The organism is Sporosarcina sp. P19, from assembly GCF_002743165.1.
GTDB classification, from domain to species: Bacteria; Bacillota; Bacilli; order Bacillales_A; family Planococcaceae; genus Sporosarcina; species Sporosarcina ureae.
Map to the genome: position 1 here is coordinate 1 of NZ_PDYR01000025.1, position 15,549 is coordinate 15,549.

Below are 15,549 nucleotides of genomic sequence, written 5' to 3' on the forward strand. Positions count from 1 at the left end.
AAAGAAGTCTACGAACTGCCCTACACTCGACGCAACGAAGGCGCCTGCTGTGGTAGGCGTAGCGAGGAGACAGAGACAGGCGAACTTCCTGTCTGTGGCTCATCGCGAGAGCCATCCACCAGCGCCGTAGTGGGTACAATGAATTTGCCACTTAGATTGCCAGCTAAACCACAACCTCCTGGACGAACAGGAAAAAGAAAGGCACGTGCAAGAACCACAACCGCACGCCGCTTATTAGGCGTGCTAAATAGAAACGTAATCCATGGTCACTTACGCACTAATTACTTTATAAACAACTATGTGAACTGGCCTACACACGACGCAACGAAGGCGCCTGCTGTGGCTCATCGTGAGAGCCATCCACCAGCGCCGAAGTGGGTACAATGAATTTGCCACTTAGATTGCTAGCTAAACCACAACCTCCTGGACGAACAGGAAAAAGAAAGGCACATGCAAGAACCACAACCGCACGCCGCTTATTAGGCATGCTAAATAGAAACGTAATCCATGGTCACTTACGCACTAATTACTTTAAAAACCCTATATAAATCCAACTTCCAACGAAAGGGGAGAAAAATATGACATTGCGCTTTATTACAGGTCGTTCCGGAACAGGAAAGACGACTTTTATTGAACGAGAGATCGCGCAAGAATTGAAAGAACGGCCGATGGGGGCGCCTATTATCGTCATCGTACCCGATCAGTTATCTTATTCTATGGAATATAGCCTGTCCGTCAAATCCGGACTGTCCGGCATGATTCGTGCCCAAGTTCTGACATTCAAACGACTGGCGTGGCGGGTTCTACAAGAAGTGGGTGGCATCACGCGTGAAGAAGTTGACAGCTTCGGCTATCGCATGCTCGTCCGCAGTGTGCTAGAAGACAATAAAGACTCGTTCAAGTTATTTAAACAAGCGGCTTCGAAGCATGGATTCGCTGAGCAGATTAGTGACATCATGAAGGAATTCAGTAAATATTGTATTGATCAGCAAGCGTTTACTGAATTGAAAACGTCACTCGCAGATAAGCAAGCGCCTCGGATTTTGCAGGATAAGGCGCATGACTTGCAGTTGTTGCTAGAGAAAATTGAAGAACGTCTTGGCACGACCTATATGGACAGTGAAGGGCAACTCAATGCGCTAGCAGATCAGTTGGCACAGTCGGAGTGGCTACAAGATGCATCGATCTACATAGACGGCTTCGGTGATTTCACGACTCAGGAATATACGATTATTACGCAATTAATGAAATATACGAAACGTGTGACGGTCGTGTTGCCAATGGAGGAAAAAGTGCATAACGGCGAGCATGAATTATTCCATACAGCGCAGCAACAGTACGAAACGCTTCAGCAACTAGCATACAGTGAGTCTGTCGATCGTGAAGAACGCGTTCATTTGACGGAGTTGCAGCGCTTTACAAATCCAGAACTGGCCCATTTAGAAAAGCAGTTTGATCACTATCCTCCTGAATCGTTTGAATCGGAAGGGGCGATCCAGATCATCGAAGCGTCAAATCGCCGCGCGGAAGTTCATGCAGTGGCGCGTTCGATTCGCAAGATGATGCGTGAAGGCAAGCGTTACCGAGGGATGACGGTGTTAAATCGACAACCGGATGTCTATAACGAATTGATTCAGAACATATTCACGCAATATGATATTCCGGTGTTCGTTAGTCAGAAGAAACCGATGCTTCATCATCCATTGATCGAATTTGTGCGTTCATTGCTTGAGGCGGTGCGTACTGATTGGTCATATGAAGCAGTGTTCAGGGCAGTGAAGACCGATCTGTTTTTCCCTGTCAATGAAAGCAAGCAAGTATGGAGAGAGCGGGCAGACCGCTTGGAGAATTTCGTATTGGCTAAAGGAATCCACGGCAAGTCTCGCTGGCAAGATGAAGAGCGTTGGAAAGTTAGTCGCTATAGAGGTCTAGAAAAAGTCCGTACTGTACAGACAGATGAAGAACTGGCGACACAAGCGGAGTTTGCTGAGACGCGCGATATGATCCGCGAGCCGATCGAGCAATTGCAGCAGAAGTTACAGTCTGCTCGAACTGGTCGGGATGTAGCGGAAGCATTGTTTTACACAATAGAGTCTCTTCGTATCTACGATAAGATTATAGAGTTGCAACAAACGGAACATACAAATAATCGTTTGCAAGCAGCAGCGGAACATGAACAAGCATGGACGAGTTGGATTAATGTGTTGGATCAGTTTGTCTTGATGTTTGGAGAGAAGCAACTACCGATTGCAGAAGCGATTAAAATACTGGATGAAGGTTTCGATACACTTGAATTCAAATTGATTCCGCCTTCGCTTGATCAAGTCACTGTGACGACTATGGAGTTATTTAATTCGATGGGTGTCGAAGCAGTGTTTGTACTTGGTGCGAATGAAGGGATATTGCCACTGCGCAATGATCATGAAGGATTGCTGTCGGACAGTGACCGAGAGTTGTTTAGTGAAATTGGCATTACGCTTGCGCCTACGACAAAGCTTCAACTCATGCGCGAATCCTATATGGCATATCGTGCGTTTACCGGAGCGAGTGCGCGTTTGATTGTCAGCTATCCCATTGCGGATGAAGAAGGGAAAGCGTTGATTCCCTCGCTTTACATTCCTAGATTACAGCAGATTGTAGCGAATATTCCTATCGAAATCGCGGTAATGGAACCAACGGAATTGTCTGAAGTGGAAGATAAGCTCGCCTATATCGAACATCCTGAAGTGGCGCTGTCTTATGCGATTCGAATTATGCGGCAAGCTTCGACTCAGGAAGAAATCGCGCCTGAATGGCAAGCGGTTCTTGCGTATTATAAAGAAGATCCACTGTGGTCTTCAGTTATAGAATCGATCGTACAACCAGCGTTGAAGCGACAGAAGACCGAGTTGCTAGATACAGAATTGACAGCAGGTTTATACGGATCATCATTTACAACGAGTGTCTCTAGAATAGAATCGTATTACAGTTGTCCGTTCCAACATTTCACGACGTATGGACTGAATTTGCAAGAACGTTTTGAATTCCAGCTTGAAGCACCGGATATCGGGGATTTATTCCATGCGGCATTAAAGTGGGTTTCCGATGAAGTTATGCGCCAAGGTTTGTCTTGGGCTGCGGTGACGAAAGAACAGTGCTGGCAGTTAGGCCGTGAAGCGATCGATGCACTCGCGCCGAAGTTCTTCCACCGAATTTTATTGTCGAGTCAACGCTATGCATATATTCAGCGAAAGTTGATGCAAATCATTCAACGGACGATCCGTGCCCTGCAGTCTCAGGCGCGTAATTCAAGCTTCACGCCAATTGCGATCGAAGCAGGTTTTGGTCCGGATGAAGAAATTGCACCGCTTAAAATCAGTCTAAAAAATGGTCAACAGATGCATATTCGAGGGCGAATCGACCGAATTGATACGATGAAAAAAGACGACCAAACGTATTTGCGAGTAGTCGATTATAAATCGTCGGCTCGTGCACTTGACTTGACCGAAGTGTATTACGGCTTATCGTTGCAAATGCTGACGTATTTAGACGTTGCACTCGAGCATGCGGAAGATTGGCTCGGCGTCTACGCAAATCCCGCTGGTGTGTTGTATATGTACGTTCACAATCCGATGCTGCGTTTGACGAAAGAGTTGAACGAAGATGCTGTGGAAAAAGAATTATTGAAATCCTATAAAATGCAAGGTTATATACTGGAAGATGCAGACGTTGCGTTGGCAATGGATGACAACATCGAAAGTGAGTCATTAATTATTCCAGCGCGCTTAAAGAAAGACGGCTCGTTTTATTCGAGTTCAAAAGTCGTACCTCCTGAAGATATTAATATTTTGCGTTCATATGTCCGTAAGAAACATCAGCAGGCAGGGGACGGCATGTTGTCAGGTGATACACGAGTGTATCCGTACCGTCTGAAAGAACATATGCCGTGCACGTTCTGTTCGTATCAGTCGATTTGTCAGTTTGACAGCACTGATCCGACACAGCCTACACGAAACTATACGGCCTATAAGCCGGAAGATTCATTAGAAAAGATGAGGAAGGAGATCGATCCAGATGCGAATTCCAGATAAGCCGCCACATGAGACCTTTACGGACGATCAATGGAAAGCCATCCACGCGTCCGGAAAAGATATTCTCGTATCTGCTGCGGCAGGTTCAGGGAAAACAAAAGTCCTCATCACGCGGATGATTGAAAAAGTATTGAACACGGAACAGCCGATAGATGTGGATCAGCTACTCGTAGTGACGTTCACAAATGCGGCAGCGGCCGAAATGCGTCATCGTATGGCCAGTGCGCTCGAGGAAGCGATCGTCAAGGATCCTTCTTCCGTCCATTTGCGCAGACAGTTGAATCTACTAAATAAAGCACAGATTTCATCCTTGCACTCATTCTGTCTGCAAGTTGTTCGGCAGTATTCGTATGTGCTCGATATAGATCCGGGATTCCGTATTGCCGATGCAACGGAGGCAGCGATTTTACGAGATGACACGATTGCACTTGTTTTGGAAGATGCCTACAGTCAGCCGGATCCCGAAGCGATTTATCGTCTAAGTGATAGTTTCACTGCAGACCGTAATGATCAGGCGATCGAGACGCTGATTGATAAACTTTATGATTACTCCCGTGTACATCCAAATCCATCACAGTGGCTAGAGCTCATTCCGCAACAATATGAAATTGGAGAAGATGCGACGATCGATGGCTTATCATTCATCGATTCGCTGAAAGTATCGATCCAGCATACGCTTGAAGAAGCGAAAACGGTCACACGCGATTTACAGCGAGTGGCGGAAATGAATGACGGACCGCTGCCTTTGCTTGAAACTGCGAAAGCCGATGAAGCGTGGATTGATGGAGCACTTGACTATATGCTTCACGGTAAATGGGAAGAGGCCTTTGCATATTTCCAGACGTTGAAGTGGGTCAAGGCAGGTACGATTCGTAAAGATACATGTGACGAAGACTTGGCTGCGCGTGGTAAATCGATGCGTGATCAAGTGAAGAAAATCGTCAATACGTTGAAAGATACGTACTTTACTCGAACGCCTGCAAGATTGTTAGAAGAAATCCGTTTGATGGCGCCACTTATGCACACGCTCGTCGGATTGGTAGAAGATTTCACGACGCGTTACCAAGCATTGAAAGAAGAGCGCGGCTTAGTGGACTTCTCGGATCTCGAGCATTATGCGTTACAGATTTTATCAGAAGAAGTAGACGGTGAGCGCGTTCCTTCTGATATTGCGAACGATTACCGAAATCGATTTGCAGAAGTATTGGTGGACGAATATCAAGATACGAACTTCTTGCAGGAAGCGATATTGCAGTTAGTGAAGAAAGGCGGAGAAACAGACGGCAATTTATTCATGGTAGGCGACGTCAAGCAGTCAATTTACCGATTCCGTCTGGCAGAGCCGGGCTTGTTTTTAGGAAAGTATGATCGCTTTACATCAGATGTAGGGGATCAAGGATTGAAAATCGACTTGAATGCCAACTTCCGGAGCCGTAAAGAAGTGCTCGATGCAACGAACTTTATTTTTAGTCAGATTATGGGGACACGTGTTGGAGAAATTGAGTATGACGATGCGGCCGCACTAAAGTACGGTGCGCAATATCCCGAAAAAGACGTTTCAGCTGGATTGACGATTTTGTATGAAAATGAAGAAGATGACATGTCTGAAGAGCAAGAAGCACAGCAAGAGCTGAAGAAGTCTCAAGTAGAAGCGCGGTGTATTGCGCAGAAGATTAAGGCGTGGAAAGAGGAGCAAGCACAAGTGGCGGATGCATTTAGCGGTAAGCAACGTCCACTCGAATACAGGGATATTGTCATTCTCATGCGCTCGATGACGTGGTCGAGTGAAATTGCGGATGAACTAAAAGCCGCAGGGATACCTGTTTATGTTTCCTTATCTTCGGGTTATTTTGACGCTATTGAAGTGATGATTATGCTCAATACATTGCGTGTCGTCGATAATCCATACCAAGATATTCCACTCGTGTCGGTGTTACGTGCGCCATTCGTTGGCATGACCGAAAATGAATTAGCGCAAATACGGCTCGTCAATCGTAATGCGACGTTTTATGACGCACTGCAATTATTCATGCAGACAGGTGGTGCAGGAGTGAATCCTGCTACACAGGAAAAACTTCAACGCTTTTTCCTATTACTTGAAGACTGGCGAAATATGGCGCGGCACGGTTCGTTATCGGAATTGATTTGGCAAGTATATCAAGATACACATTATTATGAAATGGTTGGAATCTTGCCGAACGGTAAACAGCGCCAAGCCAATCTACGTGCGTTACATGACCGGGCGATGGCTTATGAAAAAACGTCTTTCCGTGGATTGTTCCGTTTCCTTCGCTTTATCGACCGCATGCGTAAACGCGGCGATGATCTCGGGGAAGCACGGTTCATGAGCGAAAAGGAAAACGTCGTGCGGATCATGACCATTCACTCATCAAAAGGGTTGGAGTTCCCGTATGTATTTTTAGCGGGAATGGGACGTCCGTTCAATAAAATGGACTTCCATAATCCGTATTTATTTGATCAGCATTTCGGACTCGCTGTCAAAGCGATCGATCCGGATAAACGAATTATGTTCACGTCGCTGCCGTTCCTAGCGATTAAAGAGAAAAAGGAACTAGAGATGCGGGCAGAGGAAATGCGCGTGCTCTACGTAGCGATGACACGTGCTAAAGAGCATTTGGAATTGATTGCCTCGGTTAAAGACATCGAAAAAACGATGAACAAGTGGCAACAAGCACAGTTGTTGGATGAAAATGAACCACTGCCGGAATACACACGTTCACGGGCAGCCGGTTATCTCGACTGGATAGGCCCAGCCGTTGCACGTCATATGGACTTTGGTAAGTTCGGTAAGACGACTGGCGGGGAACTAATGGATGACCCGTCATCATGGGAAGTAAATGCCTACCCGTTTTCTGCTTTCCACAGTACGAATGAAGTGGAGATTGAGGACTGGATACCTGTCGATCAAGAAGCAGCCGTGGCGGATCCGAAGCTGGTAGAAGAAGTGCGAAGTCGTTTTGATGCGCATTATCCGTTTGACTTTGCGGTGGAGTTGTCCTCCAAACAATCCGTCAGTGAGTTGAAGCGGATTGCGTTGCTGGAGATCGAACGAGGAGATGCCGATCCGTTTGAAGAAATGGAACCTGACGTCACAAAACGTATCTCGAACCTTCATTCACGGCCATCGTTTCTGCAGAAGCGTTCATTAACGAAAGCAGAAATTGGAACGGCGATGCATACTGTCATGCAGCATCTTGATTTAAAGGCGGAACTAGATCATACGAGTGCAACGGAATTTGTTAAGCAGCTCGAAAGACGTGAACTGCTGACGAAAGAAGAAGCGGCTGCGATTGATATTCAAGCGATTGTGGCATTTTTCCAAACGACACTTGGCAAACGGATGAAGCAAGCCGATCAAGTGTTGCGGGAAACACCGTTCACGTATGCACTTCCTGCTGTTGAAGGCGAGTTCCAGTTGCTACAAGGTATTGCCGACTGTCTGTTCCATGAAGACGGCGAGTGGGTACTTGTTGATTATAAAACGGATGATATGAGTAAGTTTCATTCTGATCAGGCGATTGCAAAAGAAATGCAAGTCCGTTATGGTACGCAGTTGAATTTGTATAAAAACGTACTGGAATCCATTCTTTCGATTGAGATTAAAGAAATGTTGCTCTATTTATTCAGCGAAGCAAAAATAATTAGCTTACAGGAGGAATTCGTTTGAAATTGACTCCTACACCTCTAACTGAACGGGTGGAAGCACTCGATTACTTGAGGGGAATTGCGTTACTCGGGATTTTGATTGCGAATATGCTTCATTTCCATTCGCCGTATGCATATATGGATCCATATTCGTGGTTTACCGTTCCGCATGAGCAGTCGATGTTTCATTTTATCGATGTGTTTATAGAAGCTAGTTTCTATCCACTATTCGCCATGTTATTTGGCTATGGTGTGAATATGCAGTATGAAAAATCATTGAAAAACAATACACAGTTCGCACCATTCATGGCACGACGTATGGGGATTTTACTGGTTTTTGGCGTGTTGCACGCGGTGCTGATCTGGTCGGGTGACATATTGTTCACCTATGCGTTGATGGGATTCATTATGATCGCGGTAATCCGAATTCCGAAGAAGTGGTTACTGGCACTTTCGTTCGTTATTTATTTTGTGCCGACATTATTGTTATACAGTATTTTGGCACTTACTCGTAGTGCAACTTCATCAAATATGTTGGATGGATTTGAAGATGTTCAGCAAATCGAACGAGCGATTGCTGCTTATGCAAACGGTGCGTTCGGCGATATTTTCGCTTTCCGTTTGAATGAATTTTTCACGTTTGAAATCATCGGGTCGATTACAGCGGTCTTTATCATTTTGCCGTTGATTATGTTTGGTGCTGCATTATCGAAATTCAAAGTCATCGAGCGTATGTATGCGCTGAAAGGGAAGTTGCTAGTCGCGATGCTAGTATTTATTCCGATTGGCGTTGTATTGAAGAACATCCCGAGTTGGGACGGTCCGAAATTCGAAAATATCTTACTCGTTCAATCCGTATTTGGTGGACCAATTTTGACGCTTGGATATGGGGCATTATTTTTATTACTGTTTCAAATTCCATTTTTAAAGAATATTACGCAACCTTTTGCAAATGTTGGTAGAATGGCATTTACAACGTATATTATGCAGTCGGTGATTGCGACGATGGTATTTTATTCATATGGAGTCGGTCTATATGGTAAAGTAGATATAGTGACCGGCACATGGTTGGCAATCGGAATTTTTGCGATTCAGCTCATTGTAGCGCAGGTTTGGTTAACGAAATTCCGAATGGGACCACTTGAAGCTGTGTGGCGGAAGTGGTCTTACGGAAAGAATTTCGTCGTTAAAGAGGAAAAAAAGTAGATTTTGTCGTAACATAGGAATATGTGAATTCACATGGAAAGGGTTGGGTATTGAAATGAAATTATTGTCATTCCGTTACGAAGGACAGACTTTATTCGGACCAAAAGTTAAACGTGAGGAAGCTGTATGGGATTTACTCGCAATGGCTGAAGCGTTGGAACAAACTGATTTCCCGAAAACGATGATTGAAGGCGTTTCCCATGGAATGGATTTTTTAGAGGAAGTTCGTAAATTGGTAGAGAAAACTGAAGCTGAAGGAAACGTAGAGGAGTTTAAGCGTGCGTTTACTGACATCGAATGGTTGTCTCCAATTCCACGCACACCGAAAAACGTGTTATGTGTGGGTAAGAACTATCTTGACCATGCGGAGGAACTTGGATCAAAAGCACCCGAGAAATTGATGCTATTTACCAAATCTCCAACAGCCATCGCAGGGGACGAGCAAACGTTATCGATCCATAGTGAAGTGACGGATTCATTGGATTATGAAGGAGAATTGGCTGTCGTGATCAGCAAGACAGGCAAAAACATTCCAAAGCAACTGGCATATGATTACGTATTTGGTTACACGATTGGTAATGATATTACAGCACGCAATATCCAGACGGAGCACAAACAGTTCTTCTTAGGTAAAAGTTTAGACGACTCTTGTCCGATGGGGCCTTATGTGGTGACAAAAGACGAAATTCCAAACCCGCAAAATTTATCCGTCGTAACAAAAGTGAATGATGAAGTGCGCCAAAACGGCAATACTTCCAATATGATTTTTAAAATTGATGAATTGATCGCTGAAATCTCTAAGTACGTCACATTAGAGCCAGGTGATGTAATCTTAACAGGTACGCCAGCTGGTGTTGGTAAAGGTATGACACCCCCAACGTACTTGAAAAAAGGCGATACAGTAAAAGTATCCATCGAAGGAATCGGAACACTAGTTAACCGTTTCGAATAATACGCAGGTCTATGAAATAAGCAACAGAATAGTCGTAGTTTGAAAGATATGGTAGAATATCAATCGACTATACTAATGATGAGGTGGAAGTAATGGGATTTTTAACTGATACAACCCACATGCATATTTTTACATGGGTAGTAGGTATTGTACTATTTTTAGTAGCAGCAAGTATGGCAAATGGAACAAAAGGAAAAAAGATTACACATATGATTTTACGACTGTTCTACGTCTTGATCATCATCACAGGAGCTGCGTTATTCTTTAAGCATATGACTATTGATTCCATGCTATATGGTATCAAATTTGTCCTGGGTATTTTGACAATCGGATTTATGGAAATGGTTCTTGTTCGTGGAAATAAAGGGAAGAACACGGGGCTTATGTGGATTCTCTTCATCATCGCGTTACTTGCTACGATGTTCATAGGTTTCAAATTACCAATGGGCTTCAACTTTTTCGCCTAATAACTACTGACTACTAGAGGAGATGAGCAAATGACAACACAGGCCGGCTGGATATTTTTGATGGTAATTCTGTTGCTGATCGCGTTGTTTGCGGTCTCCGTTGTAGTTAGTGCGCGTAGACAGCGGGATCCGAATTTCTTTACTGAAAACGATAACGAATGACTATGCGCAAGCAGTGGAGGGTTTTTCCTCCACTGCTTTTTTAAATTGACATGGGCATCATACTTTCACAAGATTGCCGTATTTACAGAACGCGTCAATAGTTTTCATAAGAAAGAATAGCATGGCTTGCTACCGTTTGATAAACTAAAAGAAGAGTTTGTATGAGGAGGATTTACTAAAGTGAAACGAATAATCGGACTACTGGCAACCTGTATGCTTGCCCTATCGATAGCACAACCCGCTTTTGCAGATACCGATCGATCTTTCAGCGATGAAAGTATCTATGATTTACTTGTCGACCGTTTCAATAATGGGATTGAATCTAATGATTTCGATGCCGACGCAAAAAATCCAGCTATTTTTAACGGTGGCGACTTTGCAGGAATCAGCAATCGATTGCAACACTTGATCGATATGCACTTTACGATGATTTCTGTCGGACCGGTTTTTAAAACGGCATCGTATGATGGAAATGAAGTTCTTGATTATCAAGAGATTGAACCGCACTTCGGTACAGCGGAAGAGTTCACCGCGTTAATTGAAGAAATGCATGCGAACGACTTGAAAATCATGGCAGATTTCCCTTTAGTAGGTGAAGTAAGCGATCCTGCTGTACAGCAAGAACTGCTGGAATTCGCTGTACAATTTGTTTCGGATTATGAATTGGACGGGCTTCGTCTAACATTGCTTAATGATGCGGATACGGAGTTCCTGAATAAAATGATCGAAGCAGTGAAAGATGCGAACGAAGGTCTGTACGTAATTACAAATGAACAGAGTGATGCATCATTTGACAGTATGCCGGCTGAAAAACGAAGTGCAGCGATCCAAGAATCATTTGTGCAAGTAGACCCGGATACGTCTTCACTAGAGCAGTTTAGCAATGAGGACGCAGGGAAATTACTGCAGTATGATGATTTAACTGGACCACGTTTTACATATAAAATGGTGGAACTTCGTCAATTCCCACCGACACGTTGGAAAGTAGCGACGGTTGCACAATTCATGCTCCCGGGCGTTCCATTAGTTCCCTATGCAACAGAAATTGCAGTGAATGGTAAAGAGGCACCAGAAACCCATCCGTTCTTTAACTTTAAGACAGATATGGAGTTACACGAGTGGATTGGAGATCTGAACACTCTTCGTAATGACTCGGAAACCCTTCGTACAGGAGATTTCAAGTTCCTGCATAATGAAGACGGATTTGTTGTGTTTGAACGTTCTTCTGAAGAGGAGACGTGGATTATTGCGCTCAATAATACGTCGGAAGTGCAGAGCTTTGAGCTGGATCCTTCGGTGATTGGGGAGAAAAAGAAGCTTCGCGGTGTAATAGGTCAGGATTTGATTAAGGAGACGAAGGATAATAAGTATCATGTCGTACTTGATCGTGAGTTAGCGGAAGTTTATATCATTGAAGAGGATAAAGGGTTTAATACGCCTTATCTAATAGCTTCTATTATGGTAGTTGTTCTGTTTGCGTTGTTTTTGTATATGGTTATACGGAAGGGCAAGCAGGGACGGACTGAAGAAGTTGTTAGAGAGAAGAAGTAAGGGGTAAGGCACCGTTGATCGACGTTCCGGGCGGACGCTTTCCCATGGGCCCGCGGTGAGCCAACTAGTCACTACGTTCCTTTAGTTGTCTCACCTGATCGGGCTGATCCATCGGGAGTCGCCGCCCTCCACTTACGATCAACTAGGCTAGCACATTAAACTTAATGCGTTAATTCATAAAGGAGAAAACCCAAGATAAGTTCCTAGTCTGGAATTCATCTTGGGTTCTAGACAGTCTGCGGTTTATGCGGGCTGTTTTTTTTATTCGCTTTTTGTGTTGTTGAGGAAGAATAGGGCGATGGTTCCGGGGCCGGCGTGGGAGCCGATGACGGAGCCTATTTGGTGGATTTCGATTGCTTTTGGTTGAATGACTTCTTGGATCATTTCTTGGAACTCTATGGCTGTGGTTAGGTCGTCGCCGTGGCTGATGGCGATGGTTTGTTCTTGTAGGTTGCTGCCGCGTTCTTCCATCATTTCGATCATGCGCCGTAGAACTTTTTTGCGTCCGCGGTGTTTTTCAATTGGCACGAGTTTTCCGTCTTCTACGTGAAGTAGTGGTTTAATGTTGAGCAGTCCCCCGAAAAATGCGCTTGCTTTGGATACGCGTCCGCCTTTTGCCAAGTAGTCTAGGTCTTCTACTGTGAAAAGGTGTTCCATATGTGTGGCCATTGTGCGAATTTCTTGTTCGATTTCTCGCATGCCGATGCCTTCATTGCGCAAGCGTACGGCTTCTTTGACGAGTAGACCATAGCCAAGTGAAGCGCAGTGTGTATCGATGACTGCCAAGTTCATGGAAGGGTTGTCTTCTTTCACTTGATCACTCGTCATGACTGCCGTTTGGTACGTTCCTGACAGTTGGGACGAGAAGGCGATATAGATGCCGTCCTCACCGGATGCTGCAAGGTCATTCCAGGTTGTCATCATTTGATCGGGTGAAGCTTGTGAAGTTTTTGGTTGCTGTCCTTGACGGATCGCATCGAAAACTTCCTTAGAGTTGATCTCGACGATATCTTCGTATTCTTTGCCGTCTAGAAGAACGCTTAATGGGAATAGTTCAACTTCATTTTCTTTAAAGAAGTCTAAAGGTAAATCACATGCGCTATCCGCAAAAATCTTCATTTCTTTTCCCCCTTATACGACAATGTTTTTCTGTAAGGATAAACGTTCTTCCAGTATACGTGAAATTCCGTCTTCATTATTCGTGTCTGTTATTTCGTCTGCGATGGATTTTAAACGGTCGATGGCATTCCCCATTGCGACACCTGTACCCGCATAGTCAATCATTTCAAGATCGTTGTCTTCGTCTCCAAAGGCGATAATGCGATCTTTCGGCACATTCATCCATTTCGAAACCGCATCAATGCCTACTGCTTTATTGAGGCCGTGACGCACGATTTCCACAATATTAAATGGAGCCCCCCAACGGCGGTGATCAATGACTTCCGCATGCAAGTCTTCTAGATGCTGTCGAATTGGATCGACTGTTAGAGAATCGGCTTGGATTAACAAGCTAGTTGGTTCGGTTTTTAATGAATTCCGAATATCTCCCGATGTGATGAGTGGGTTGCCAAAGTTTAAAATGTCTAAAAAGCGCTCATCATGATAGTGGGCATAGACGTCATCCATCACTTCTGCGACGATATTTTCGACTGAGAAGTTTTGCATGGCATCTACTACTTCATTGACGACTGGCAAGGCAATTGTTTCGTGAATCGTTTGCCATGAACGGTCGGTAGGGTGGTGGACAAAAGCGCCATTAAAGTTGACGATTGGTGTCGTCAGACCAAGTTGTTGGTAATATATTTCACTAGCGCGGTATGGTCGTCCTGTCGCAATCATAACATGGTGTCCTTGCGAAACAGCTGTGCGAAGTGTCTGTTCTGTTTTGGGTGAAATCACTTTTTCATCCGTTAATAATGTTCCATCTAAGTCTACTACTATTAAATGTGGTTTCAAGATATCCTCTCCTATTACTGCTTATACTACCAGAGTGTTATGTCTTAACAGTTTATCGTTAACCGTGTAAGTAAGTCAAAAGAATGAGCAATGAGGTGAAGGTTTTGTATTATCTGGTATATGTTGCTATTCTAACATAACAGTAAATGATTGTAGGAAAAGAGGAATCGTCATGATTATTCGTTCAGAAAGATGGCAAGAGATCCCCGTACTTCACATCGTAGAAGAGTCAAAAGAGAAAGAACGCATTCCTGTTGTACTATTTTTTCATGGATTCACTAGTGCAAAAGAACATAATTTACACTACGCATATAATCTAGCTAAACGAGGAATTCGTGTCATCTTACCCGAAGCTAAACTGCATGGTGAGCGCTCGGAATCCTTAGATGAATTTCAATTAGCATTAAGTTTTTGGGACATCGTGCTGACTTCTATTAAAGAAGCAGATGTTTTACATGATGAACTTTATGAAAAACAATTGATCGATGATGATACACTCATTGGCATGGGGGGCACTTCAATGGGCGGAATCACGACATTCGGTTGCCTTGCGAATTACGATTGGATCGACGCAGCGTCCGTGATGATGGGTTCACCTGCATTCACGCGCCTAGCCAAAGGACAAATTTCTTACGCAGAGCGTGGCGGTAGGGAAATTCCAGTGTCTCAAGAAGAACGCCAGCATCTATTCGCAGCCCTTGACCAAGTGGATCTATCACAAAATCCAGGCAGATTGCATCATCGTCCACTTTTCATTTGGCACGGGGAACAAGATACGATGGTGCCGTTTGAGTTTACGAAAGAATTTTACGAAGAAATTCAAGAGGATTACGAAGACGAGCCGGAGCTATTGAAATGGATGCCTGATGAAAATGCCGGGCACACTGTTTCACGTCCAGGAATGCTTGCAGCAGTCGATTGGCTTGCACTGCATTTGCGTGCAAGGTAGTATGTTGGTAAGATAAGATTACTACACAGCAGAGAGGAGCATTTCGATGAACACAGAAGAAGAGATCAAGCAGTATTTATTTGGTGCGTTGGAAAACGTCATCGACCCTGAATTGGGTATTGATATCGTCAATCTTGGATTGGTGTACAATGCAGAGTTGCTTGACGAAGGAGTCGCGAAAGTTACAATGACACTGACGTCAATGGGTTGCCCAATGGGTCCACAGATTGTAGCGAATATTGAGCAAGAGCTAATGGAACTCCCAGAGGTAAAGGATACAGTGGTAGATATCATTTGGAATCCACCATGGTCACGCGATAACATGTCACGCTATGCCAAGATTGCACTAGGCGTACGTTAATAGATCATACCAACCACACCGTTTTAAAATGGTGTGGTTTTTTATGGAGTGGATAGATGGTTAGGCTGTCGGGCTGTTGGGGATAGGGATTTGCGCTTCGGAGGGGACGCGTTCCTGAGGGCTCGCGGTGAGCCAACTAGGTCGCTGCGCTCCCTTTAGTTGTCTCACCTGTCGAGCTGATCCTCTAGGAGTCGCCCCTCCTACGCGCC

Annotated in this window: 11 protein-coding genes; 9 read left to right on the forward strand and 2 right to left on the reverse strand. The window is 44.4% G+C overall.

Going from position 1 to position 15,549, the window contains the following annotated elements:
• Positions 1-578 precede the first annotated feature (578 nt).
• From addB to CSV74_RS16150, 7 genes are all read left to right on the forward strand, one after another.
• A complete protein-coding gene (addB, locus tag CSV74_RS16125; RefSeq protein WP_099692421.1) occupies positions 579-4,070 on the forward strand; it encodes a helicase-exonuclease AddAB subunit AddB in 3,492 nt (1,163 codons plus the stop codon).
• Positions 4,054-7,758, forward strand: a complete 3,705-nt coding sequence (gene addA / locus CSV74_RS16130; RefSeq protein WP_099692422.1) for a helicase-exonuclease AddAB subunit AddA — start codon at positions 4,054-4,056, stop codon at positions 7,756-7,758. The genes addB and addA overlap by 17 nt, the downstream gene beginning before the upstream one ends.
• The gene (locus CSV74_RS16135; RefSeq protein ID WP_099692423.1) at positions 7,755-8,942 is read left to right on the forward strand and encodes a DUF418 domain-containing protein; all 1,188 of its coding nucleotides are present in this window, start codon (positions 7,755-7,757) and stop codon (positions 8,940-8,942) included. The genes addA and CSV74_RS16135 overlap by 4 nt, the downstream gene beginning before the upstream one ends.
• 55 nt (positions 8,943-8,997) lie before the next feature.
• Complete coding sequence (locus CSV74_RS16140; protein WP_029052489.1) at positions 8,998-9,894, forward strand: fumarylacetoacetate hydrolase family protein; 897 nt, start codon at positions 8,998-9,000, stop codon at positions 9,892-9,894.
• A 92-nt stretch (positions 9,895-9,986) separates the two neighbouring features.
• Positions 9,987-10,361, forward strand: coding sequence for a YisL family protein (locus CSV74_RS16145; protein WP_029052488.1), 375 nt, complete (start codon positions 9,987-9,989; stop codon positions 10,359-10,361).
• A 30-nt stretch (positions 10,362-10,391) separates the two neighbouring features.
• Positions 10,392-10,523 (forward strand): resistance to Congo red protein, encoded by a 132-nt coding sequence (locus CSV74_RS16970; protein WP_233190998.1) that lies wholly within the window; start codon positions 10,392-10,394, stop codon positions 10,521-10,523.
• A 180-nt stretch (positions 10,524-10,703) separates the two neighbouring features.
• The gene (locus tag CSV74_RS16150; protein WP_099692424.1) at positions 10,704-12,074 is read left to right on the forward strand and encodes an alpha-amylase family glycosyl hydrolase; all 1,371 of its coding nucleotides are present in this window, start codon (positions 10,704-10,706) and stop codon (positions 12,072-12,074) included.
• A 261-nt stretch (positions 12,075-12,335) separates the two neighbouring features.
• On the opposite strand, the gene CSV74_RS16155 is transcribed toward CSV74_RS16150, so the two are convergent.
• Together CSV74_RS16155 and CSV74_RS16160 are read right to left on the reverse strand one after the other, a co-directional pair.
• Positions 12,336-13,193 (reverse strand): DegV family protein, encoded by an 858-nt coding sequence (locus tag CSV74_RS16155; RefSeq protein WP_099692425.1) that lies wholly within the window; start codon positions 13,191-13,193, stop codon positions 12,336-12,338.
• A 12-nt stretch (positions 13,194-13,205) separates the two neighbouring features.
• Positions 13,206-14,030 (reverse strand): Cof-type HAD-IIB family hydrolase, encoded by an 825-nt coding sequence (locus CSV74_RS16160; RefSeq protein WP_099671634.1) that lies wholly within the window; start codon positions 14,028-14,030, stop codon positions 13,206-13,208.
• Positions 14,031-14,202: 172 nt separating this feature from the next.
• Here CSV74_RS16160 and CSV74_RS16165 point away from each other — a divergent pair, with 172 nt between their 5' ends.
• Together CSV74_RS16165 and CSV74_RS16170 are read left to right on the forward strand one after the other, a co-directional pair.
• A complete protein-coding gene (locus tag CSV74_RS16165; protein WP_099692426.1) occupies positions 14,203-14,979 on the forward strand; it encodes a prolyl oligopeptidase family serine peptidase in 777 nt (258 codons plus the stop codon).
• A gap of 46 nt (positions 14,980-15,025) precedes the next feature.
• Positions 15,026-15,340 carry a metal-sulfur cluster assembly factor gene (locus CSV74_RS16170; protein ID WP_029052483.1) on the forward strand — a complete coding sequence of 105 codons (315 nt, stop codon included), beginning with the start codon at positions 15,026-15,028 and terminating at the stop codon, positions 15,338-15,340.
• Positions 15,341-15,549 lie beyond the last annotated feature (209 nt).

Coding starts and splice junctions, on each gene's coding strand:
- addB (WP_099692421.1), top strand. CDS start 579: ATGACATTGCGCTTTATTACAGGTCGTTCCGGAACAGGAAAGACGACT.
- addA (WP_099692422.1), top strand. CDS start 4,054: ATGCGAATTCCAGATAAGCCGCCACATGAGACCTTTACGGACGATCAA.
- CSV74_RS16140 (WP_029052489.1), top strand. CDS start 8,998: ATGAAATTATTGTCATTCCGTTACGAAGGACAGACTTTATTCGGACCA.
- CSV74_RS16145 (WP_029052488.1), top strand. CDS start 9,987: ATGGGATTTTTAACTGATACAACCCACATGCATATTTTTACATGGGTA.
- CSV74_RS16970 (WP_233190998.1), top strand. CDS start 10,392: ATGACAACACAGGCCGGCTGGATATTTTTGATGGTAATTCTGTTGCTG.
- CSV74_RS16155 (WP_099692425.1), bottom strand. CDS start 13,193: ATGAAGATTTTTGCGGATAGCGCATGTGATTTACCTTTAGACTTCTTT.
- CSV74_RS16165 (WP_099692426.1), top strand. CDS start 14,203: ATGATTATTCGTTCAGAAAGATGGCAAGAGATCCCCGTACTTCACATC.
- CSV74_RS16170 (WP_029052483.1), top strand. CDS start 15,026: ATGAACACAGAAGAAGAGATCAAGCAGTATTTATTTGGTGCGTTGGAA.